The organism is Clavibacter michiganensis (genome assembly GCF_016907085.1).
GTDB classification, from domain to species: Bacteria; Actinomycetota; Actinomycetes; order Actinomycetales; family Microbacteriaceae; genus Clavibacter; species Clavibacter michiganensis_O.
On the sequence record NZ_JAFBBJ010000001.1, the window covers coordinates 2090558 to 2111815 of the forward strand.

General features: G+C 74.3%; 22 protein-coding genes. 14 read left to right on the plus strand and 8 right to left on the minus strand.

The window, feature by feature from the left end:
* The first annotated feature begins 14 nt into the window (after nt 1-14).
* Together JOE38_RS09720 and JOE38_RS09725 are read left to right on the plus strand one after the other, a co-directional pair.
* Nucleotides 15-542 carry a hypothetical protein gene (locus tag JOE38_RS09720; RefSeq protein ID WP_204576065.1) on the plus strand — a complete coding sequence of 176 codons (528 nt, stop codon included), beginning with the start codon at nt 15-17 and terminating at the stop codon, nt 540-542.
* Nucleotides 543-597: 55 nt separating this feature from the next.
* Nucleotides 598-1152, plus strand: a complete 555-nt coding sequence (locus JOE38_RS09725; protein ID WP_204576067.1) for a GNAT family N-acetyltransferase — start codon at nt 598-600, stop codon at nt 1150-1152.
* Here the strand turns inward: JOE38_RS09725 and JOE38_RS09730 are convergent.
* Together JOE38_RS09730 and JOE38_RS09735 are read right to left on the minus strand one after the other, a co-directional pair.
* Nucleotides 1149-1679 carry a GNAT family N-acetyltransferase gene (locus tag JOE38_RS09730; protein ID WP_204576069.1) on the minus strand — a complete coding sequence of 177 codons (531 nt, stop codon included), beginning with the start codon at nt 1677-1679 and terminating at the stop codon, nt 1149-1151. The two genes, JOE38_RS09725 and JOE38_RS09730, sit on opposite strands and share 4 nt — an antisense overlap.
* Before the next feature lie 68 nt (nt 1680-1747).
* Nucleotides 1748-2458: an alpha/beta fold hydrolase gene (locus JOE38_RS09735; protein ID WP_204576071.1), complete on the minus strand. Its 711-nt coding sequence runs from the start codon at nt 2456-2458 to the stop codon at nt 1748-1750.
* 50 nt (nt 2459-2508) lie between these two features.
* Here JOE38_RS09735 and JOE38_RS09740 point away from each other — a divergent pair, with 50 nt between their 5' ends.
* The 10 genes from JOE38_RS09740 (at nt 2509) to JOE38_RS09785 (ending at nt 12265) form a co-directional block, all read left to right on the plus strand.
* The gene (locus tag JOE38_RS09740; RefSeq protein ID WP_204576074.1) at nt 2509-3024 is read left to right on the plus strand and encodes an AAA family ATPase; all 516 of its coding nucleotides are present in this window, start codon (nt 2509-2511) and stop codon (nt 3022-3024) included.
* 167 nt (nt 3025-3191) lie between these two features.
* A complete protein-coding gene (locus JOE38_RS09745) occupies nt 3192-4151 on the plus strand; it encodes a DMT family transporter (protein WP_239545431.1) in 960 nt (319 codons plus the stop codon).
* A 9-nt stretch (nt 4152-4160) separates the two neighbouring features.
* Nucleotides 4161-4856: an endonuclease NucS gene (gene nucS, locus JOE38_RS09750; RefSeq protein ID WP_204576077.1), complete on the plus strand. Its 696-nt coding sequence runs from the start codon at nt 4161-4163 to the stop codon at nt 4854-4856.
* A 188-nt stretch (nt 4857-5044) separates the two neighbouring features.
* On the plus strand, nt 5045-6250 hold the full coding sequence (locus JOE38_RS09755; RefSeq protein WP_204576079.1) for a hypothetical protein: 1206 nt from the start codon (nt 5045-5047) through the stop codon (nt 6248-6250).
* 1 nt (nt 6251) lies between these two features.
* Nucleotides 6252-7910 (plus strand): glycosyltransferase family 2 protein, encoded by a 1659-nt coding sequence (locus JOE38_RS09760; protein WP_204576080.1) that lies wholly within the window; start codon nt 6252-6254, stop codon nt 7908-7910.
* Between the two features lie 49 nt (nt 7911-7959).
* Complete coding sequence (locus tag JOE38_RS09765) at nt 7960-8676, plus strand: HAD family hydrolase (protein WP_204576081.1); 717 nt, start codon at nt 7960-7962, stop codon at nt 8674-8676.
* A gap of 112 nt (nt 8677-8788) precedes the next feature.
* On the plus strand, nt 8789-9250 hold the full coding sequence (locus tag JOE38_RS09770; protein ID WP_012039555.1) for a MarR family winged helix-turn-helix transcriptional regulator: 462 nt from the start codon (nt 8789-8791) through the stop codon (nt 9248-9250).
* Between the two features lie 68 nt (nt 9251-9318).
* Nucleotides 9319-10188, plus strand: coding sequence for a M56 family metallopeptidase (locus JOE38_RS09775; protein WP_204576082.1), 870 nt, complete (start codon nt 9319-9321; stop codon nt 10186-10188).
* A gap of 254 nt (nt 10189-10442) precedes the next feature.
* On the plus strand, nt 10443-11552 hold the full coding sequence (locus tag JOE38_RS09780; RefSeq protein ID WP_204576085.1) for a VIT1/CCC1 transporter family protein: 1110 nt from the start codon (nt 10443-10445) through the stop codon (nt 11550-11552).
* A gap of 71 nt (nt 11553-11623) precedes the next feature.
* Nucleotides 11624-12265 (plus strand): HEAT repeat domain-containing protein, encoded by a 642-nt coding sequence (locus JOE38_RS09785; protein ID WP_204576087.1) that lies wholly within the window; start codon nt 11624-11626, stop codon nt 12263-12265.
* Here JOE38_RS09785 and JOE38_RS09790 read toward each other — a convergent pair.
* Nucleotides 12262-13776 carry a glycoside hydrolase family 28 protein gene (locus JOE38_RS09790; RefSeq protein ID WP_204576089.1) on the minus strand — a complete coding sequence of 505 codons (1515 nt, stop codon included), beginning with the start codon at nt 13774-13776 and terminating at the stop codon, nt 12262-12264. The two genes, JOE38_RS09785 and JOE38_RS09790, sit on opposite strands and share 4 nt — an antisense overlap.
* A 106-nt stretch (nt 13777-13882) precedes the next feature.
* Entirely contained in the window at nt 13883-14749 is an 867-nt protein-coding gene (locus JOE38_RS09795; protein ID WP_204576091.1) for an alpha/beta fold hydrolase, read from the minus strand.
* Nucleotides 14750-14898: 149 nt separating this feature from the next.
* On the opposite strand from JOE38_RS09795, the gene ectB reads away from it, so the two are divergent.
* Nucleotides 14899-16233, plus strand: a complete 1335-nt coding sequence (gene ectB, locus JOE38_RS09800; RefSeq protein WP_204576095.1) for a diaminobutyrate--2-oxoglutarate transaminase — start codon at nt 14899-14901, stop codon at nt 16231-16233.
* Between the two features lie 64 nt (nt 16234-16297).
* Here ectB and JOE38_RS09805 read toward each other — a convergent pair whose 3' ends face one another.
* Genes JOE38_RS09805 through JOE38_RS09820 form a run of 4 tightly spaced genes read right to left on the minus strand, consistent with a single transcriptional unit; the run spans nt 16298 to nt 19636 of the window.
* Complete coding sequence (locus JOE38_RS09805) at nt 16298-16645, minus strand: ASCH domain-containing protein (protein WP_204576097.1); 348 nt, start codon at nt 16643-16645, stop codon at nt 16298-16300.
* Nucleotides 16646-16654: 9 nt separating this feature from the next.
* Nucleotides 16655-17122 (minus strand): YybH family protein, encoded by a 468-nt coding sequence (locus JOE38_RS09810; RefSeq protein ID WP_204576099.1) that lies wholly within the window; start codon nt 17120-17122, stop codon nt 16655-16657.
* 28 nt (nt 17123-17150) lie between these two features.
* Entirely contained in the window at nt 17151-17813 is a 663-nt protein-coding gene (locus JOE38_RS09815) for a response regulator transcription factor (protein ID WP_116054080.1), read from the minus strand.
* Nucleotides 17810-19636 carry a sensor histidine kinase gene (locus tag JOE38_RS09820; protein WP_204576101.1) on the minus strand — a complete coding sequence of 609 codons (1827 nt, stop codon included), beginning with the start codon at nt 19634-19636 and terminating at the stop codon, nt 17810-17812. The genes JOE38_RS09815 and JOE38_RS09820 overlap by 4 nt, the downstream gene beginning before the upstream one ends.
* Before the next feature lie 159 nt (nt 19637-19795).
* On the opposite strand from JOE38_RS09820, the gene JOE38_RS09825 reads away from it, so the two are divergent.
* Entirely contained in the window at nt 19796-21223 is a 1428-nt protein-coding gene (locus tag JOE38_RS09825) for a CitMHS family transporter (protein ID WP_239545437.1), read from the plus strand.
* Nucleotides 21224-21258: the final 35 nt, after the last annotated feature.

A 21258-nucleotide genomic window follows, 5' to 3' on the forward strand; every position in this document is an offset into this window, starting at 1 on the left:
CCTAGCCTGATCCCGTGACGGATCCGGAACAGCACCCCGCCCGCGGACGCCGCGCCCCCGACGCCGCGCAGCGATCCGAGGCCATGAAGGAGCGGATCTACGTCACGTTCACCGCCCTCGCGGTCACCATCGCGACCGAGCGCGAGGCGGAGCACGCGACGATCGGCGGCGCCGCGCTCACCCTGCTGCTCACGGTGGTCGGCACGCTGCTCGCGGTGTCGGTGGCCGAGTGCATCGCGCAGATGGTGCGCGACGGCGAGGTGCCGGATCGGCGCGACGTCGGCCACATCCTGTACGTCGGCATCAGCTCCCTCGGCGTGCTGCCCGCGCCGCTCGCGATCCTCGGGCTCTCCGCGCTCGGCGCGCTCGACCTCCAGGCGGCCCTGCGGATCATCGCGATCGTCCTCGTGGCGACGCTCGTGATCGTGACGCTCGTCGCCGTCCGCCGCCTGCGCGTGTCGTTCGGCGTGAAGCTCCTGGTGCTCGCGGTCGTCGCCGTGCTCGGCGTCGCGGTGCTCGCGGTGGAGCTGGCCGTCCACTGATCCGCTCCGGATCCGATCCCGCCGTTCCCGGAGGCGACCGACGTAGCGTGAGGGGATGCCCGCCTCCCCGCTCGCGCCGCTCCTCGAGACCGCCCGCCTCCGCATGCGGCCGCTCGGCCCGGCGGACGTCGACGTGGTCCACCGCCTGTGGGCCGAGCGCGACCCGCGGCATCCCGCGCACCGCCGCGTCGACGACGAGGGGCACCCGTCACGCGGCGAGGTGCTCGACCGCCTGACGGTGCAGGCCGAGGAGTCGCTCCGCACAGGCATCGGGCTGCTTGCGATCGAGCGCCGCGACGAGCCGGGCGTCATCGGATACTGCGGCCTGGTCGTCGGCAGCGCCTCCGTCGAGGAGCCGGAGATGGCCTTCGAGCTGCTGCGCGACGTGCACGGCCAGGGCATCGCGACGGAGGCGGCGCGCGCCGTGGTCGAGGCCGCCCGCGCGACGGGCCGCACCCGGCTGTGGTCGACGGTCCGACGGTGGAACTCCGCGTCCGTCCGCGTGCTGGTGAAGGCCGGCTTCACGGACAGCGGCCGCGTCACGCCGGATCCCGAGGACGGCGACACGGTGTGGATGGTGTGCGGCCTCCGGGAGCCCGCCGTCGCCTAGACCTCCCGCATCTCCCAGCGGATCTCTCCGTCCACGCGCTCGTCGGTGGGCGCGAGCCCCAGCCGCCGGGCCACGGCCTCCGACGCCGCGTGATCCGGGTGGATGTTCGCCCGCACGACCCCGACGCCGTCCTCCCGCAGCCACGCGACCATCGCCGCCGCGCACTCGGCCGCCGCGCCGGATCCCTGCGCCGCCGTGCCCACGAGCCACGCGACCTCCGCCACCCGCGCGGGCGCCTCGCCGGTCACGGTCGCCTGCACGAACCCGGCTGCGCGGCCCGACGCGCGCTCGCGGAGGATCCACACGAGCCACCGCGCGGATCCGTCCGGCGAGCGCCCCGCCGCCTGCCGGGCGAACCGCACCTCGAGCGCGGCGGGCGACGGCGGCTCGCCCCCGGTGAAGCGGTACAGCGCCGGATCCGCCAGCACCTCGACCATCTCCCGCGCGTGCGCGACCACCAGCGGCTCGAGCGCGAACCTGGCCGTGACGAGCACGGGGGCGGGCTCGGGAGCGGGCGACGTCGTCATCGCCCGAGCCTCCCACGCGCGGGCCTCCCACGCGCTGGCCGCCCGCGCGCCGCCGCGCGGGACGGGGATCAGCCGAACGCCTCCGGCAGCGCCGCGGTGAAGGCGTCGAAGTGGGAGTACCAGACCGAGTGCGCGGCCCCCGGGATGCCCCGCACGTCGACGCCCGCCGCCGCGAGGCGCGCGGCCTCCTCCGCGCTCACGAAGCGGCTCGGATCCGCGCGCACGACGATGGACCCCGGCTCCGGCGCCCACGCGTACGACGGGACGGCTGCGAGCGCGGCGGCCGTGGCGGGGTCGAAGCGCCGGGCGGCGCGGCCCTCGACCTCGCGGTCGCGCTCGGAGTACTCCGGCCGCGAGATCCGCAGCGCCTCGGCCGTCCGGCCCCGGCGGTCGCGCTCGTAGGCGGCGGCCACCTCGACCGGATCCTCGCCGCCGAGGACCTCGAGTGGCGCATCCACGTAGACGACCACGTCGGGGCGCCGCTCCGGGAACGCCTCCCCGAGCACGATCCCGCCGAACGAGTGCCCGATCGCGAGCGCCGGCCGCTCGACGCCCGCATCCGCGACGGCGCGCGTCACCGCATCGGCCGCCCCCGGCACCGTCAGCGCCGGATCGCGGTCGGCGAGGCCGTGCCCCGGCAGGTCCACGGCGAGCACCCGGTATCCGCGCGCCGCGAGCAGGGGCGCGACCCGCCACCAGCTCTCGGCGGATCCCATCAGCCCGTGGAGCAGGACGGCCGCGCGCGGCCCGGTGCCGGTCTCGTCGATGTGCAGGCGCATGCGACCAGGAGATCACGCGGGCGACGGCGCCGGGTCCCTAGGATCCCCGCATGCTCATCGTGATCCGCGGCAGCTCCGGATCCGGCAAGTCCACGCTCGCGGCCGCGCTCCAGCGCGCGCTCGGCTGGCCCGCCGCCGTCCTCGGCCAGGACCACCTCCGCCGGGTCGTCTACCGCGAGAGCGAGGACACGGGCGGGCTCCCCGAGGGCACCGCGCACGTCGACCTGCTCGAGGTCGCCGCCTGCCACTGCCTCGCGGCCGGTCATCACGTGATCGTCGAGGGGATCCTGCGCGCATCGCACTACGCGGCCGCCCTCGAGCGCATCGCCGGCCACGCGGACGACGCCCGGTTCCACGCCTTCGACGTCCCCTTCGACGAGACCGTGCGGCGGCACGCGGGCCGTCCGCAGGCCGCCGAGTTCGGCGCGGACGAGATGCGCGACTGGTACCGCGGCTGGGACCCGCTGCCCTTCGTCGCGGAGCAGCGCATCGCGGCCGACGAGCCGCTGGACGCGGTGACCGCCCGGATCCTCGCCGGCGGTCCCCCTGGTCCGCCGGCGCGCTGATCCCGGTCCCCGAGCCGCGGCCGGCCGCCCCGCCCGCCGCCGTCGCACCCCGCCGATACGCTGACGACGTGACACCCGCCGGCGCCCCGACGCCCTCCGCATCCGCCGCCCCCGCCTCGCCGCTCGCGCTCCCCGGCGGCCGCCGCGTCGCCGTCCAGTTCGCCGCCATGGGCACGGTCTGGGGCGCGAGCTTCCTCTTCATGAAGGTCGCGCTCGAGGGCGTCTCGTTCGGCCAGGTCTCGTGGACGCGGCTCGTGCTCGGCGCGATCGCGCTCGGCCTCATCGTCGCCGCGCGCCGCCTGCCGCTGCCGAAGGAGCGCGTCGTGTGGCTGCACTTCGCGGTCGTCGGCGTCGTGGGATCCGCGATCCCCTACTCGCTGTTCGCGTGGGCCGAGCAGCACGTCACCTCGGGCGTCGCGAGCATCTACAACGCGACCACGCCGATCATGACCGCGCTCCTCGCCACGCTCGCGTTCCGGGTCGAGAAGCTCGGCCGCCGGCAGCTCGCGGGGATCGCGCTGGGCATCGTCGGCGTCGTCGTGATCATCGGCCCGTGGCGCCTCACCCCGAGCGCGGAAGCCGCCGCGTCCGGCGAGCCGCTCCTCGAGCTCGCGGGCCAGCTCGCATGCCTCGGCGCGGCCCTCTGCTACGGGATCACGTTCGGCTACCTCCGCCGCTTCCTCACGCACCGCGGCATCCCCGGCGTCGTGACCGCGTTCATGCAGATCGGCATGGGCGCTGCCGCGATGGTCCTCGCGACCCCGTTCCTCGCGACCGGCCCCGTGTCGCTGGATCTCCCCATCGTGCTCAGCCTCGTGGTGCTCGGCGTGGTCGGCACGGGCCTCGCGTACCTCTGGAACATGAACGTGCTCCTCGCCTGGGGCCCCACGGCCACCTCGACCGTCACGTACATCACGCCCGTGGTGGGAGTCGCGCTCGGGATCCTCGTGCTCGGCGAGACCCTGCACTGGAACGAGCCCGCGGGCGCCGTCCTCGTGCTCCTCGGCGTGCTCCTCTCGCAGGGCCGCCGTCGCGCCGGACGCGGATCCGCCGCCCGGGCCGCCGCGACCGCCGCAGCCGCCGCAGCCGCGCCCGCCGCGACGCGCACCCCTCCGACGCCCGGATAGGCTCGCCGGGTGCGTCTCGTCATCGCCCGCTGCTCCGTCGACTACGCCGGCCGCCTCAGCGCGCATCTCCCCCTCGCCACCCGCCTCCTCATGGTCAAGGCCGACGGGAGCCTCCTCGTCCACTCGGACGGCGGCTCCTACAAGCCGCTCAACTGGATGAGCCCGCCCTGCACGATCGTCGAGGTCGAGCCCGACGACGACCAGGCGCTCGCGGGCGTCCGCGAGATCTGGCGCGTCGTGCAGCCGAAGACGGCGGACATGCTCGTCGTCTCCATCCACGAGGTGCTGCACGACTCCGCGCACGACCTCGGCGTCGACCCGGGCCTCGTGAAGGACGGCGTGGAGGCGCACCTGCAGAAGCTGCTGGCCGAGCAGATCCACCTGCTGGGCGACGGCCACGAGCTCGTGCGCCGCGAGTACATGACCGCCATCGGGCCGGTCGACATCCTCGCGCGCGACGCGGGCGGCAAGTCGGTCGCCGTCGAGCTCAAGCGCCGCGGCGACATCGACGGCGTCGAGCAGCTCACGCGCTACCTCGAGCTGATGAACCGGGATCCGCACCTCGCGCCGGTCACGGGCGTGTACGCCGCGCAGGAGATCAAGCCGCAGGCCCGCACGCTCGCCGAGGACCGCGGCATCCGCTGCCTCCTCCTCGACTACGACGCCATGCGCGGCATGGACGACGGGCACGCGCGCCTGTTCTGACCTGATCCGCCCTGCGGCCCACCCCGCCCGCCCCGCCCGGAGCGCGCGCCTGTCCACCTGGCGACGTGTCCCCGTTCGGGGGCTGTGCACTGCTCGGACCCCTGCCTAGCGTCAGACGGGCGACGGTTCACCGCCGCATCTACGGGGGTGGACGTGAGGCGTGCCGATGCGGTCGTCGGGGCGACGCCGTGACCACGATCGACGCCACCGCCTCCCGCGCCGCCGCCCGGGCCGCCGGTGCCGGCACCGGGGCGGGGCCGACCGCCGCGCGCGTGCGGATCGACCCGTATCCCCGCAGCACGAGGAGCCGCTGGCTGCTGCGCCTGCTCTTCAGCCTCCCCTACATCGTGGTCGCGATCCTCGGGGACCGGGCGGCGGCCGAATCGCCGATGGCCACGACCACGGTGAACGCCGACCTCCTCGCCCGGGTCGCCCGCATCGACTGGACCCGCGCCGACGCCGCGTGGGTGGGCGACCTCTACCCGCCCGTGGCGACGGTCGTCGCCGCCCTCACCCCCGGCGGGACCCTCGGCCTCGGGATCGTCGGCGCGCTCATCGCGGGCCCCTTCCTCCAGCAGATGCTCCAGGCGATGCAGCAGCGCCGCTTCCCGCCCGTCGAGTCCGCCATGTTCATGGCGGCCCTCGGCGCCAACCCGCTGTTCGCCCACATGGTGACGACCAACCTCGAGGCGTTCCTCGGCGTCGCGGCGTTCGGCGTGGGCGCCACCAACATGGTCCGCTTCGTCGCGTACCGGAACACGCAGGCCGGCTTCCGCGCGGGGCTGCTGTTCTCGCTCTCGGCGCTCTCCAGCGCGAGCGGCATCGTCTACATCGTCGTCATCGGGCTGGCCGCGCCGCTGATCTCGCTCGCCCGCCGCGGCGAGCGCGGGGCCCGGGCGTCGAACACCCTCGTGCTCCTGTTCCCGACCCTCTCGGCCTTCCTCACGGTGGCGTTCCTGCAGCTCGTCTTCCTGCACGAGCCGTTCGCGTTCCTCACGGCCCAGTTCCGCTACGACCCGGCCCTCTGGGACACCGTGCCGCAGCTCGTCACCACCCTCAACGGCTTCCTGCTGCTCGCGCCGATGATCTCCGGCTGGATCCTCGCGCTCCTGGTCCGCCGCCCCGGCGCCGTGCTCATCTCCACGCTGCTGTTCCTCGGCCTGCTGGTCGGCTACATCCTCGGCCTGATCCCCGCCAACTCCGCCGGCAACACCTTCTTCATCATGACGATGATGGGCATGGCGATCCTCCCGGCCGCGACCACGCGTCGGGCCGACGTGCTGATCACGATCGTCGCCGCCGTCCAGATCGCCATCGCGTGGGCGGCCGCGTACAACCGCCCCGTCGTCCTCGACTGGATGGGATCCATCGCCCGCGCCATCGGGTGGGCCTGAGATGACCCTCGCGCAGCCGACGTGGCAGGACGACATCGACCCGGAGCCCGTCCGGCGCGGCCCCCGCGAGCGCTACCTCGCCGAGGGGTGGCTGCCGATCCGGCGCCTCGCCGACGGCCGGCAGCTCGTCGCCACGGACGGACGCCACCGCGAGCCCGCGTTCGCCGACGACCTGGCCGCGGATCTCGGCGGCCCGCTCTCGTTCACCGACGTGGATCCGTGGGAGCTCAAGGACGCGGTCCTCCGCCTGTGCGGCGAGGCCGTCGCGGACGACGCCGCCAACCGGCTCTTCCGCAGGAATCCCGAGCTGTCCGGCCGCTTCGTCTTCTCGCGCGGCCAGAAGACGGGCGCCCTGGTGGCCGCCGTGATCATCGTCGCGCTGGCGGTGGTGTGGCCGCGGCAGACCGCCGTCGGCGCGCTCTCCGTGGTGAGCCTCGCGTTCCTCGCGGCGACGACGTTCAAGTTCCTGGTGGCGCTGCAGGGCGCGCGCTTCGACGTGGTGGAGCGCGTCACCGACGCGGAGGTCGCGCGGCTCGACGACGCCGACCTGCCGATCTACACGGTCCTGGTGCCGGTGTTCCGGGAGGCCAACATCGTCGCCCAGCTCATCGAGAACCTCGGCGGGCTCGACTACCCGGCGCACAAGCTCGAGGTGCTCATCCTCATCGAGGAGGAGGACTCCGAGACGCGGGACGCGATCGTGCACGCGGATCCGCCCGCCCACTTCCACATCGTCACCGTGCCCGCGGGCCAGCCGCAGACCAAGCCGCGCGCCTGCAACGTGGGCCTCACCCTCGCGTCGGGCGAGTTCCTCGTCATATACGACGCCGAGGACACGCCCGATCCCGACCAGCTCAAGAAGGCGCTCATCGCCTTCGAGCGCGGCGGCCCCGAGATGGTGTGCGTGCAGGCCGCCCTCAACTACTTCAACGCGACCGAGAACGCGCTCACGCGCATGTTCACGCTCGAGTACTCGTACTGGTTCGACTACATGCTCGCGGGCCTCGACCACTCGGAGCTGCCGATCCCCCTCGGCGGCACCTCGAACCACTTCCGCACGGGCGCGCTCGTCGAGCTCGGCGGCTGGGACCCCTACAACGTGACGGAGGACGCCGACCTCGGCATCCGCGCCTCGGCCGTCGGCTACCGCGTGGGCGTCATCAACTCCACCACCATGGAAGAGGCGAACACCTCCATCCCCAACTTCATCCGGCAGCGCTCGCGGTGGATCAAGGGGTACATGCAGACGACGCTCGTGCACGCCCGCCGTCCGGTCGCGCTCATCCGCGAGGTCGGCCTCGTGCGCTTCCTGTCGTTCGCGCTCCTCATCGGCGGGACGCCGGCCACGTTCCTCGGCGTGATCCCCTTCTACCTCGTGACGATCGCGTCGCTCGCCATCCCGAGCACGGTCCTCACCTCCGTCTTCCCGGCGTGGGCGCTCTGGACGAGCCTGTTCAACTTCCTCATCGGCAACGGGGTCATGGTCTACGTCTCGATGATGGGGCCGTTCAAGCGCGGCACGTTCCACCTGATCCTGTGGTCGCTGCTCAACCCCGTCTACTGGATCCTCCACTCCATCGCCGCGTACAAGGGCCTCTGGCAGCTGCTCACCCGGCCGCACTACTGGGAGAAGACGGAGCACGGCCTCACCCAGCAGTGACGGTGGGGGTTCCCGGCAGGCACCCGATCGACCCTCGTAGGGTGGCAGCGTGACCGCACCCGACACGTCCACGCCGTCCCCCGTCGCGGGCTCCGCGCCCTGGAGCTGCATCCTCTTCGACCTCGACGGCACCATCACCGACTCGGCCCCCGGCATCACCGCGCAGCTCGCGAAGACCCTCGTCTTCATGGGCCTGCCCGTGCCCGGCCCGGCCCAGCTCCTCGAGTACGTGGGCCCGCCCATCCTCGACTCGTTCCGCGACCTCGCCGGCATGGACGACGACGCCCAGCAGCGCGCCCTCGCCCACTACCGCGAGGGCTACGCGGGCGGCGGCGTCTTCGACAGCTCGGTCTACGCGGGGGTGCCCGATGTCCTGCGCGCGATCCACGCGGCCGGCATCCCGCTCTCCCTCGCCACCAGCAAGCCCGAGTCGCAGGCCCGCCGCGTGCTCGACCACTACGGCATCGCCGACCTCTTCACCGAGGTCTGCGGCGCGAGCGAGGACGAGGTGCGATCCGCGAAGGCCGACGTCATCGAGGAGGCCCTCCGCCGGCTGCGCGCGGACGGGATCGACCTCGGCAACGTCGTGATGGTGGGCGACCGCGAGCACGACGTGCTCGGGGCGGCCGCCCACGGGATCCCGACGGTGATGGTCGGCTGGGGCTACGGCAGCCCCGCGGAGGCCGCGGGCACCATCGCGGTGGTCGAGACGGCCGCCGAGCTCGAGGCCCGTCTGCTCCCGACGGCCGCGCGACCCGCCGCCTGAGGCGGCCGCTCCGAATGCCTCACAAGCAGGAGCTTTTCCACAGATCCGGCTGCCGCGGCCCGAACGCCCGGGGTTAGCAACACGGAGTGACAGAATGACCCGCGGAGGAACCATGTCAACACCGCAGGACCTGCAGGACCCGCTCGCGCTCGACAGGCAGGTCAGCTACTCGCTCGTCGTCGCCGCCCGCAGCGTGACCGCCCTCTACCGACCCATCCTCGACCCGCTGGGGCTCACCCACCCCCAGTACCTCGTGCTCCTCGCGCTCTGGGCCCGCGGGCCGCGCTCGGTCAAGGACCTCAGCCACGAGCTCCAGCTCGACAGCGCCACGCTCTCCCCGCTCCTCAAGCGGCTGGAGGCCATGGGCCACGTGTGGCGCGTGCGCCGGGCGACGGACGAGCGCGTGCTGGAGATCGGCCTCACCGACCAGGGCCGCGAGCTCCGCGAGAAGGCCGTCGCCATCCCGCAGCAGATCCGCGACCGGCTCTCCATGACGGAGGAGCAGCTCGAGGGCCTCAAGACCGTGCTGAGCCAGGTCATCGACAACGCGAAGGCGCTCCCCGAGACCATCTAGCCCGGCCGTCCCCGCGTCCCCGCGCCCGGCTCCCCGCATCACCGCACCACCCGATCGGAGCGCGACCAGTGAGCGACACGGTCCGCGCGGTGCTCCTGCTGGAGTGCTACGTCACCGTCACGCTGCTGGCGCCGCTCCTCCTCGGCCGCCTGCCGCTCGTCGCGCAGCGGCCCGTCGCGATGCTCGCCGCCTGGCACGGGTTCCTCGTCACGGCGGTGCTGAGCCTCGGATCCGGGCTCGGGCTCCTCATCCACCAGGGCATGGCGATGCAGGCGGGCGCCGGCCCGCAGCAGGACGCGGACACGGCGCCCGTCGCCGCGATCCCGCTGGCCTACGTCGCCGCGGGTGTCCTCGGCGTGCTGCTGTTCCGCATCGTGGAGGAGGGCGGCCGGGTGGTGCGCGAGGCCCGGCAGCGGGCGGGCGAGGTGGCGGCGCTGCTGCTGGCGTCGCGGCCGTACCGGGTGGCGGGGCGGGATGCGCGGATCGTGGAGTCGGACGTGCCGCTCGCCGCGCTCTCCCCCGCCACCGGCGTGATCCTCCTCACCACCGAGACGCGCGCCCGCCTCGACGACGACGAGCTCGCGGCCGTGCTCGAGCACGAGACCGCGCACCTCGAGCAGCGGCACGCGCTCGCGGTGCGGATCGCCCAGGTCTCCCGCGCGATCCTCCCGGCCCTCCCCGCGAGCCAGCGCCTCGCGCTCTCCACCACCATCGCGATCGAGTTCATCGCCGACGACCACGCGGCCCGCGCCACCGGGCCGGCCACGGTCGCCGCGGCGCTCCGCAAGCTGGATCCCGACGGCGGCCTCTCCGCCCTCCGCGCCGACCGCATGCGCCACCCCCGCGGCGGGCACCGGGTCGCGCTGCGGCTGCTGTGCGCGGTCGCGTGCGCGCTGCCCGTGCTGCCGCTGGTCATCGTGCTGCTGCCGCCGGCCTGAGCGGCGGGGGCGCCTGGCCCCCTCGGACCCGTGCGCTAGGGTCTCCTCTCGAAGGGGAGTAGTCCCCCCGGCCTTCGAGCCGGACGGCGATGCGTCGACATGCTGGCCCCCGGGCCCGGTGCATCACCCGCCACGGAGCACGAGCGAGGCGGGCGGACGAGACCTTCGGCCAGACGAACGACAGGCGCGCGATGCGCCGTCGCGTCGGCCGGAGACCCTCTGCGGTTCCCGGCCGTCGCCCGACCGGAGGACCCATGACATCCATGCCCCCTGCCCGAACGCCCGATCCGACGCCCGCCCAGGTGCGCCGCTGGCGGCAGTACCTCGCCGACGAGCGCGCCGAGGCCGCCGTCTACCGCGACCTCGCCGGCCGCCGCACCGGCGAGGAGCGCGAGATCCTGCTCGCCCTCGCCGAGGCCGAGGGCCGCCACGCCGACCACTGGATCGAGCTGCTCGGCAACCGCGTCGGCAAGCCCGTGCGCGGCGACATCCGCACCCGCATCCTCGGCCTGCTGGCCCGCCGGTTCGGATCCGTCTTCGTGCTCGCCCTCGCGCAGCGCGCCGAGAGCCGCTCGCCCTACGCGGACGACGCCGACGCCACCGACGCGATGGCCGCCGACGAGCGCGTGCACGAGGAGGTCGTCCGCGGCCTCGCCACCCGCGGCCGGATGCGGCTCTCGGGCACGTTCCGCGCGGCCGTGTTCGGCGCCAACGACGGGCTCGTCAGCAACCTGGCGCTCGTGCTCGGCATCACAGCCACGGGCGTCGCGAACTCCGTGATCCTCGCCACGGGCCTCGCGGGCCTCCTCGCCGGCGCGCTCTCCATGGGCGCGGGCGAGTTCGTGTCGGTGCGCTCCCAGCGCGAGCTGCTCGAGGCCTCGGCCCCGGATCCGGGCACGCGCGACGCCCTCCCGCACCTCGACGTCGACGCCAACGAGCTCGCCCTCGTCTACCGCGCCCGCGGCATGACGGAGGACGAGGCGCTCGCGCACGCCGACGAGGTGCTGCGCGACCTCGCGGCCGAGACCCGGCCGATCCCCGTCACCATCGCGGGCGTCGCCGCGCCGGAGGACGACCACGAGAGCGTCGGCACCGCGTGGGGCGCGGCGATCTCGAGCTTCTGCTTCTTCGCGTCCGGCGCCGTGATCCCGGTGCTCCCGTACCTGTTCGGCCTCCAGGGCCTCGCGGCGCTCGCGGTCGCGTGCGTGCTCGTCGCGATCGCGCTGTCGATCACAGGCGCGGTCACGGGCCTCCTCTCGGGCGGCCCGCCCCTGCGCCGCGCGGGACGCCAGCTGCTCATCGGATTCGGCGCGGCCGGGGCCACCTACCTGCTGGGTCTGCTCTTCAACACGCAGGCCGGCTGATCCGCCCTCCCGCCGCTCCCGCCGGTCCCGGGCGGCGGGCCGCGCCTGCCGCAGCCGATACGGTTGTCCGCATGGCTGACGGAGATGACCCCCGCCGTCGCGAGGACTCCCTCGCGACGCGCATGAGCGACGCGGTGTCGCGCACGAGCGAGCGGGAGGTCGCCCTGCGGGCGATGGGCCTGCTGGACGGGCTGTACGAGGGCGACGACTTCCTGCTGCTGGTCGGCGGACGCCACGCCCGCGGGATCCTCAACGGCGCGCCTCCCCTCTACTGGCCCGAGGCCTGGGGCGCCCGCGCGCTCCTCTACGCCTGGACGCCCGAGGCCGCGAAGGTCGTCGAGAAGAACCTCACGAACCGCGCCTGGCGCGTGCGCGAGGCCTGCGCGAAGGTCGTCGCGACCCGGCAGCTGCCGCTCGTGCGCGCGCTGACGGTGCTCGTCACCGACGAGAACGCCCGCGTCCGCGGCGCCGCCCTCCGCGCGCTCGGCGCGGTCGGCTCCCCTGCCGACGAGGACGTCATCCGCCGCGCGCTCACGGATCCCGACACCTCCGTCCGCGTCGCCGCGCACGACGGCCTCGAGGCCCTCGCCGCCCGCCACGAGCAGGTGCTCTCCCCCGCGGGCCGGCACGCGGCCGCCGCGGCCGAGGCGAGCGCTCCCGCCGCGGACGCGGATGACGCGGACGACGACGCCGAGGACGCCGACCGCTCCTAGCCCTCGACGGGCGCGCCCGCTCCGAGGTCGGGGAACGCCGGGAACGCGCAGGTCGGCGGATCCCCGGCATCCGGCCCCGCGGTCACGCGCACGTCCGACGCGGTGGACGCGAGCGGCACGCCCCCGAAGGTCGCGCCCGCGGTCGTGATGTCAACCGCCGCCATGTCGACGCGCGCCGCGTCGACCGCGGTGCGACGGAGCTCGAGGCCCAGCGGGTGCGCCGCGTCGTTCCCGTCGAGCTCGGACGACGCGAGGTGCACCGACCGGGTCGCGCGGAAGCCGTCCACCACGATCCCCGTCATGGTCGGGATGGAAGTGCCGACCGCCGTCGAGTAGCGGGGATCGAACGCCAGGGGGTTCTTCACCTCGTCGACGCACACGTCGCGGTACTCCACGTCCCGCACGGGGCCGCCGGTCGCGGAGGAGCCCTTGATGCGGATGCCCCCGGCCGCGACGCTCAGCGTCCCGAAGGCGTCCCGGCCGCTGACGGTGACGCGGGCGACGAGCACGTCGCTCACCCCGGCCTGCGTCTCGCTGCCGATGGCGACGCCGTGCGTGCCGAACAGGTGGTCGTCGAGGATGCTGATGTGGGCCGACGCCGCGGTGCCCGCCTTGACGGCGATCCCGTCGTCACCGGCGCTGATCCAGGAGCGGGCGATCGTCACGTCCGTGGCGCCGGCGGGGTCGATGCCGTCCGTGTTGCGGGCGCCAGCGGGGGTGCGGATCCGCACGCCCCACACGGTGAGGCCGTCGCCGTGGTCGAAGGACACGTGCGTGCCGGGCGAGTCGACGAGGTCCACGTCGTGCAGCGTCACGTCGTCCGCCCGCGTCGCGGCGACGAGCCGGGGCACGTTCTGCTTGCCGGCCTGCTTGGCGCTCGCCGCGACCTGCCACCAGCTCGCGTTCCCGCCGAGGATCGCGAGGTCGCCCCGGCCGTCGACACGGCCCTGGCCGAGGCCGGTCGCCGCGCTCGACGCGAGCCCGGAGTGCGACGACAGGGTGATGAAGGGCCGGCAGCCGTCGCCCGCGCCGCCGACGGTGCCGCACGTCGCCCGGCCCGCCACCTGGTAGTCCGCGGCGGCCCGGGAGGCGTGCAGCACGACCGAGGGATCGAGGACCAGCACCTCGCCCGCGCGCACGGTGATCGGCGCGCTGAGGAACGCCGCCGTGGTGCTCGAGGCCGCGAGGACGACGGCGCCGCCGGATCCCGCGCACCCGTCGAGCGCGGCCTGGATGCGCGCGGTGTCCGGCGCGTGCGCCTCGTCGTCCGCCGATGCCTGCCGCTGCGCCATGGCCACCTGGGCCGGGACGGTGGCGCACGTGGTGCTCGGCGCGGTCGGCTCCCCGACGACCCGCCGGTCGCCGTGCACGACGGATCCCGCGTCGCCCGCCGACGCGACGGATGCGGCACCCGGCGGCGCCGCGGCGAGGGCGACGACGGACGCGAGGACGGCCGCGACGAGCAGCCCGTTGACCAGCAGCGTGCGGATGCGGCGGGGAGCGAGGCCCATGGGACGCCCTTCCGAGGATCGGGGCGAGGAGGTCCCGCGCGACGGGGCCACGGTAGGTGGCCGGGCGACGGCCCGCGCGGACGCTCCCCAGCCCGACCCGGCGGCGTCAGAGTCCGGCGAGGAAGTCCTCGACCAGGCCCGCGAAGAGGTCCGGGCGCTCGATCTGGGGCATGTGCCCGCAGTCGGGGATGAGGCGCGTGCGCGCGTCGGGCAGCTCGCGCGCGACGGCCGCGAGGTGCGCGGGCGGGAGGATCCGGTCGCGGTCGCCCCACACGGCGAGCACCGGCAGGCCGGACACCCGCACGCTCTCGACCAGGGGCCGCCGCCAGCGCGAGCTCACGCCGCGGACCGTGCCGAGGTCGCGCGCGATGTCGAGCATCGTGGCCGCGTGGGCCGGTCGGGCCGACAGCTCCTGCGCGTGCCGCACGCGCGCGTCGGTCGTGAGCGCGGGGTCGTGGAAGATCGTGCGGGTCGAGCGCCGGGAGTTGCCGGGGGTCGGGCGCATCAGCAGCGTCGCGAGCGGGTCGAAGGCGAGCATGCGGAGACCGACGGTGACCTGCCGGCCGAAGCCCGCGCTGTCCGCGAGCACGAGCGCGCGCACGCGATCCGGGTGCCGGGTCGCCAGGGTCATGGCGACCGCGCCGCCGAGGGAGTTGCCGACCACGGTCACGGGACCGGCGACGCCCGCCGCGTCGAGGTACGCGGGCAGCGCGTCCGCGAGCGACTCGAGCGTGGTCGCTCCGACGACCGGATCCGACCAGCCGAACCCGGGCAGGTCGAGGCTGTGCAGCTCGTGGCCGGCGGAGAGGCGGGCGTGCTGCTCGTCCCAGTCCTCGAGGCTGCGGCCGATGCCGTGCAGGAGGAGGAGCGGATCCCCGGAGCCCGTCACGCGGTGCCGCACCCGCCGGCCGCCGACGTCGAGCATCGCGGTCCCCGGGGCCCGGAGCGGATCGACGTCCCCGGATGCGGCCATGCCGCGACCCTACAGAGTTCCCCCGCGCGAGGGATTCCGGCGATGTCGGGAGGAGGTGCGACGATGGAGGGGCTGCGCATCGCAGCGCCCTTCCCCGTCGCCCGGAGCCACGAGCCCGCCCGACGTGCGGCGATCGACCGAGGTCGCCGATGAGCATCAAGGAGCGACACGGCATGACGATCTTCGAGCAGATGGAGTCCGAGGTCCGGAGCTACAGCCGCGGCTGGCCGGTCGTGTTCGACCGGGCGGTGGGCAGCGAGATGTTCACGGCCGACGGCGATCGCTACCTCGACTTCTTCGCGGGCGCCGGCGCGCTCAACTACGGGCACAACAACCCCGCGCTCAAGCAGAAGCTCGTCGACTACATCCTGCGAGACGGCGTAACGCACTCCCTCGACATGTTCACGGAGGCCCGCCGCGACTTCCTGCAGACCTTCCAGGACGTCATCCTCCAGCCGCGTGGGCTCGACTACCGCATCATGTTCCCCGGCCCGGGCGGCGCCAACGCGGTCGAGGCCGCGATGAAGCTCGCGCGCAAGGTCACCGGCCGCACCACGATCGTCCACTTCACCAACTCGTTCCACGGCATGACCGAGGGCGCGCTCGCGGTCACCGGCAACGCGCTCAAGCGCGGCGGCGCCGGCCACCCGCTGCACCACGCGGTCGCGGTGCCGTTCGACGGCTACCTCGGCGGCGAGACCGACACCCTCGCGTACTTCGAGAAGCTGCTCGATGACTCGGGCTCCGGCTTCGACACCCCCGCCGGCGTCATTGTCGAGACCGTGCAGGGCGAGGGCGGCATCAACGTCGCGAGCGCCGAATGGCTGCGGAAGCTGCGCGACCTGACCTCGCGCCACGGCATCGTGCTCATCGTCGACGACGTGCAGATGGGCTGCGGCCGCACGGGCGGGTTCTTCAGCTTCGAGGAGTCGGGGATCGTCCCGGACATCGTCACGCTCTCCAAGTCCATCGGCGGCTACGGCCTGCCCATGGCCCTGACGCTCCTCAAGCCCGAGCTCGACCAGTGGAAGCCCGGTGAGCACAACGGAACCTTCCGCGGCATCGCGCCCGCGTTCCTCACGGGCGCCGAGGCCATCCGCCTGTACTGGGCCGACGGCGAGCTCGAGGCGTCCACGCTGCGCAAGGGCGAGCGGATCCACGAGGTATTCACCGAGATCGCCGCCTCGGCCGCCCCGGGGATGCAGCTCAAGGTGCGCGGCCGCGGCCTCGCGCGCGGCATCGAGTTCCCCTCGGGCGAGCTCGCCGGCGCGGTCTGCCGGGCGGCGTTCGAGCGCGGCATGCTCATGGAGACCAGCGGCGCCGGCGGCACGGTCATGAAGGTGCTGCCCGCGCTCACGATCACCGACGACGAGGTCGAGGAGGGGCTCGCCATCATCCGCGCGTCCGTCGCCGAGGTCCTCGGATCCACGAGCGAGGAGCTCGCGGCCGACGAGGTGCCGCTGACGGTGGTCGTCGGGAGCTGATCCACTCCTCCAGATCACCTCACGGCCCGGTCCCGCATGCGCGGCGGCCGGGCCGTCGCTCGACTCAGGCCACGGGCGAGGTGTCCTGCAGCTCGATCTCCGCGACCACGACGGCCGCCGACGCCGGCATCGTCGGGTAGTAGTTCTCGCGGAGCTGCTCGGCGAACAGGGCCATGTCCGTGCCCGGCGGCTGATGCGCGTCCTCCGGCGTGAGATCCGCCAGGAGGTGCGGCCGCACGGAGGTGACGCGTCCGGCGAGCGGGACGGCGGTGGGGTGCTCGTCGAAGACGAACGTCGCCGGACCGACCCGCAGGTCCTCGTCGAAGCGCACGGTCGTGACCTTCTCGCCGCTCACGATCGCGTCGTGGTGCTTCCGATGGAAGCGGATCACCTGGGCTCCTGCGTCGGACATCCGTCGAGCCTACGGGCGCGGGACGGCGCGGTCCGGTTCGTCCTCGGGTCGGCCGGCGTACCACTCGTGGAACTCCCTGCACCGGCCGTCGGCGTCGAACCGCAGGAACCAGATGTTGTCGTACGCCGTGACGACCTCGTCGCCGTCCGACGCGAGGAAGACGGTGCGCCCGTGCGCGACCGCGGTGTGCCCCTCGACGACCACCGGGTGGTACTCGGCCTCGAAGCGCTCGCCGACGAAGGCATCGCGCTCGGCCAGCCACTCCGCGACGATGGCGTCGCGACCCGTCGCGCGGATCTCGAACGGGTAGTGCCACACCGCGTCCTCCGACCACAGGGCCGCGATGTCGGCGGGTTCGTAGGACCGCCAGGCGGCGACGTAGGCGTCGAGCCAGCTCGACACGGCGGCCCTGCTGATGCCGGCGCGGGGGACGGAGCGGGGCGCGTGCCAGCCGGGGCGGTCGAGCGGGGAGGTCATCGGGAGAGCGTACGTCCGACCGGCGACGTCACCGCGGCCGCAGGATCCGGTAGCGGTGCTCCGGGCGGCCCGTGGATCCGTAGTTGAGCTGCACGTCGACCACGCGGTCGCGGGCGAGCGCGCCGAGGTAGCGCTGCGCTGTCGCGCGGGAGACGCCCACGCGCTCGGCGATCTCGGGGGCGCTGAGCTCCTCGTCGGATGCGGACAGGGCGTCGAGCACGGCCTGCTCGGTCGCCGGCCGCTCGCGCGCGGAGACCCGGCCGGGTCGCAGCGCGTGGATGGCGCGGTCGATGCCGGCCTGGTCGAGCGGGCGGTCGCTCGCGAGGCCGGCGCGGAACGCCGCGTAGGCCGCGAGGCGCGCGGTGAGCAGCTCGGGCGCGAACGGCTTCACGAGGTAGGAGACCGCGCCGCCGCGGAGGGCGCGGCGGACGGTGGCGGGATCGTCGGCTGCCGTGACGAGGATCACGTCGGGCTCGATGCGCCGCACCAGGTCCACGCCGCTGCCGTCAGGCAGGTACGCGTCGAGGAGCACGAGGTCGGGGCGCGACGTGTCGAGCACGGCGAGCGCCGCGCGCACGCTGCCCGCGGTGCCGACGGCGCGGAACCCGGGCGCCTGCTCCACGATGCCCTCGTGCAGGCGGGCGATGCGGAAGTCGTCGTCGACGATGAGGACGGTGAGGTCGTCGGTCATGCGCGGGCTCCGTCGGGGTCGGGGGTGTCGGTGCGGTCGGGGTCGTCGGTGGCGGCGGCGGGCGGATCCACTTCGGGCGGCTCGACCACGCCCGCGAGGCGCGCGCAGAACACGGCGCCGGAGTCGGCGTCGGGCGGCGGGCCGCCGGGATCCGCGACCCACACGTCGCCGCCGTCGCGCCGGGCGATGTCGCGCACGAGCGGCAGGCCGAAGCCGAGGCCGTGCGCGGGATCCGCTCCCCCGCCCGCCGCGAGCGCCTCCGCGGCCCCGCCCACGTCGTCCGGCCGGCGATGGAACACGCGGCCGGCGTCGGACGCGGCGAGCCCGTCCCCCGAGTCCGACACCGCGATGTGCAGGTCCGCGCCGTCGTCGAGCGCCTCCACCTCCACCCACCGGTCGGCGCGGGATCCGCGGACGGCGGCGTGCACCGCGTTGTCGACGAGGTTGCCGAGCACGGTCGTGACCTCCTCGGGCCGCACCAGGAACCCGCGGACGAGCGTGCCGGGCCCGACCCGGAGCGCCACGCCGCGCTCCTCCGCCTCCAGGGCCTTCGCGCCGAGGAACGCCTGGAGGTAGGGCTCGTCGACGAGCCCGGCGTCGACCGTCGGGAACGTGACGGGCCCCTGCTCGAGCACGCCCGCGAGGTAGCTGTCGGCCTCGTCGACGCGGCCGGTCGCGACGAGGCCGCGCACGACGTGGAGGCGGTTCGCGAACTCGTGCCGCTGGACGCGGAGCGCTGTGGACATCGCGGTGACGGCGGTGAGGCGGCGGCTCATGGCCTCGATGTCCGTCTCGTCGCGCAGCACCATCACCGTGCCGAGGTCGCGTCCGTCGCGGTCGACGCGGGCGACGTCGACGAAGAGCAGCCGGTCGTCGACGACCGCGCGCAGCGACGGGGATCCCGCGGCGGCCCCGGCCTGCGCCTCGGCCACCGCGTCGCGCAGCACCGGCGCGACGTCGAGGTCCGCGAGCGTGCGGCCGACCGGATCCACCAGGCCGAGCAGCGCCGCGGCGCGCGGGTTGCAGACGGTGACGCGCCCGTCGGGACCGAGGCCGAGGACGCCCTCGCCGACGCCGGAGAGCACGGCCGCCTGGTCCTGCACGAGGCCCGCGAGCTCGGACGGCTGGAGGCCGAGGGTGAGGCGCGCGAGCCGCCGGCTCAGGATCCCGCTGGCCACCGCCCCGACGCCGAGCGCGAGCAGGGCGACGACCGCGATGGCCGCGACGTCGACGCCGATGGAGTCCCGCACCGTGGCCGCCGCGAAGCCGACGCTGACCTCGCCGACGACGCGCGCGTCATCGCCGCCGGACGCGTCGCCGGGAGCACCCGCGTCCGCCAGCGCGCGCACCGGCACCTTCGCCCGCGCGGACTCCCCGAGCGTGCCGGTCGCCCACGTCACCTCCTCACGACCCGCGAGCGCGACCGTCGGATCCGTGCTCACGCGCTCGCCGAGCTCGGCCGTGTCGGGGTGCGCGAGCCGCAGGCCGCGGTCGTCGGTGACCACGACGAAGAGCGCGCCGGTCCGCTCCCGCACCGCCTCGGCCGTCCGCTGCACCGGCCCGTCGGCGAGGTCGGCGGCGGAGGCGGTCGCGGGGTCCGCGGTCTCGGCCGTCACGGCGGCCCGGAGGGCGGGATCCTCGGCGGCCGTCCGCGCGATGGCGAGCGCCGTCGCCTGCGCCTCCTGGCGGTTCTCGGAGGAGCTCAGCAGGCCGTACGCGACGGTCGCGATCCCCACCACCACGAGCACGACGAGCAGCTGGAGGACGAGCGTGCGGCGCGCGAAGTCGAGCCCCGTCCGCCGTCGCCCCGTCGCTCGATCCACCTGGTGAGCATAATGCGCAGAACGTCGTCTACGTGCACTATCGCGATGAAGCGGCACAAGCGCGACGGGACGCGGACGCCCACCTAGCGTGTGGTGTTCAGCCGGGCGTCCCGCCCACCGACGAAGGAGTCACGCGTGCTGGTATTCCTGGGCTTCGCCATGGTCCTCACCTTCATGGCGCTCATCATGACCAAGCGGCTGACGCCCATGGTCGCCCTCATCCTCGTGCCGACGATCTTCGGGCTCTTCGCGGGCGCCGGCCTCGGCATCGGCGACATGGTCATCGAGGCGCTCGGCGACCTGGCCCCCACGGCCGCGCTGCTGATGTTCGCCATCATCTACTTCGGCATCATGATCGACGTCGGCCTGTTCGACCCGCTGGTGCGCCTCATCCTCCGCCTCGCGGGCGGCGACCCGGCGAAGATCGTGCTCGGCACGGCGATCCTCGCGGCCGCGGTCTCCCTCGACGGCGACGGATCCACGACCTTCATCGTCACCACGGCGGCCATGCTGCCCATCTACCGCAAGCTCGGGATGAGCCCCGTGGTCCTCACCTGCACGGCCGGCCTCGCGAACGGCACGCTCAACATCGTCCCGTGGGGCGGCCCGACCGTCCGCGCGGCGGCGGCCCTCAAGGTCTCGCCGACCGACATCTTCGTGCCGATGATCCCGTCGCTCCTCGTCGGCATCGCGCTCGTGATGATCTTCGCCTGGACCATGGGCCTCCGCGAGCGCAGCCGCCTGGCAGCGCTCGGCGAGGCGCGCGCCGAGGGCGGCCTCGACGCCGCGGGCGGCAGCGGGTCCGGCTCCGGCGGGTCCACGGGCGGGTCGGGCTGGTGGCGCGCCGGTCGCGGCGCCCCCGCGACCCCGCGCGGCGGACTCATCACGATGGCCCCGGCCCTCGTCCGCGCCGAGACGGCCGCCGTCTCCACGCTCGGCACCACGATGCTCGACCCCGACCGCGAGACCCTGCGCCCGCGCATGATCTGGTTCAACCTCGGCCTCACGATCGTGGTGCTGGCGCTGCTGATCATGGACCAGCTGCCCCTCGCCTACGTCTTCATGGTCGGCGCGGCCATCGCGCTCATCGCGAACTTCCGCGACCTCAAGCACCAGGGCGAGCGCATCGCGGCGCACGCGCCCAGCGTGGTCGGCGTCGTCTCGATGGTGCTCGCGGCGGGCGTCCTCATCGGCGTGCTCAACGGCACCGGCATGGTCTCGGCGATGTCGGCCTGGCTCGTCACGATCATCCCGGACGCCCTCGGCCCCGGCCTCGCGGTCATCACGGGCGTGCTCAGCATCCCGATGACCTTCTTCATGAGCAACGACGCCTTCTACTACGGCATGCTCCCGGTGCTCGCGGAGAGCGCCGCGAACTACGGCATCGACCCCGTCGAGATGGCGCGCGCGTCCATCACCGGGCAGCCGGTGCACCTGCAGAGCCCGCTCGTGCCGGCGATCCTGCTGCTCGTGTCACTCGCGGACGTGAACCTCGGCGACCACCACCGCAAGGTCCTGTGGCGCGCGGTGCTCGTGTCGCTGACGATGCTCGCCGTGGGCGTGCTCACGGCGGTGATCCCGATCTGATCGGGAGCGCTCCCCGAGGAGCGCGCGCACGCGGA

Bases quoted from the DNA above. Each gene is read 5' to 3' on its own strand.
- JOE38_RS09725 (WP_204576067.1), top strand. From the start codon at position 598: ATGCCCGCCTCCCCGCTCGCGCCGCTCCTCGAGACCGCCCGCCTCCGC.
- JOE38_RS09730 (WP_204576069.1), bottom strand. From the start codon at position 1,679: ATGACGACGTCGCCCGCTCCCGAGCCCGCCCCCGTGCTCGTCACGGCC.
- JOE38_RS09735 (WP_204576071.1), bottom strand. From the start codon at position 2,458: ATGCGCCTGCACATCGACGAGACCGGCACCGGGCCGCGCGCGGCCGTC.
- JOE38_RS09740 (WP_204576074.1), top strand. From the start codon at position 2,509: ATGCTCATCGTGATCCGCGGCAGCTCCGGATCCGGCAAGTCCACGCTC.
- JOE38_RS09745 (WP_239545431.1), top strand. From the start codon at position 3,192: ATGGGCACGGTCTGGGGCGCGAGCTTCCTCTTCATGAAGGTCGCGCTC.
- JOE38_RS09760 (WP_204576080.1), top strand. From the start codon at position 6,252: ATGACCCTCGCGCAGCCGACGTGGCAGGACGACATCGACCCGGAGCCC.
- JOE38_RS09770 (WP_012039555.1), top strand. From the start codon at position 8,789: ATGTCAACACCGCAGGACCTGCAGGACCCGCTCGCGCTCGACAGGCAG.
- JOE38_RS09780 (WP_204576085.1), top strand. From the start codon at position 10,443: ATGACATCCATGCCCCCTGCCCGAACGCCCGATCCGACGCCCGCCCAG.
- JOE38_RS09785 (WP_204576087.1), top strand. From the start codon at position 11,624: ATGGCTGACGGAGATGACCCCCGCCGTCGCGAGGACTCCCTCGCGACG.
- JOE38_RS09790 (WP_204576089.1), bottom strand. From the start codon at position 13,776: ATGGGCCTCGCTCCCCGCCGCATCCGCACGCTGCTGGTCAACGGGCTG.
- JOE38_RS09795 (WP_204576091.1), bottom strand. From the start codon at position 14,749: ATGGCCGCATCCGGGGACGTCGATCCGCTCCGGGCCCCGGGGACCGCG.
- ectB (WP_204576095.1), top strand. From the start codon at position 14,899: ATGAGCATCAAGGAGCGACACGGCATGACGATCTTCGAGCAGATGGAG.
- JOE38_RS09805 (WP_204576097.1), bottom strand. From the start codon at position 16,645: ATGTCCGACGCAGGAGCCCAGGTGATCCGCTTCCATCGGAAGCACCAC.
- JOE38_RS09810 (WP_204576099.1), bottom strand. From the start codon at position 17,122: ATGACCTCCCCGCTCGACCGCCCCGGCTGGCACGCGCCCCGCTCCGTC.
- JOE38_RS09815 (WP_116054080.1), bottom strand. From the start codon at position 17,813: ATGACCGACGACCTCACCGTCCTCATCGTCGACGACGACTTCCGCATC.
- JOE38_RS09825 (WP_239545437.1), top strand. From the start codon at position 19,796: ATGGTCCTCACCTTCATGGCGCTCATCATGACCAAGCGGCTGACGCCC.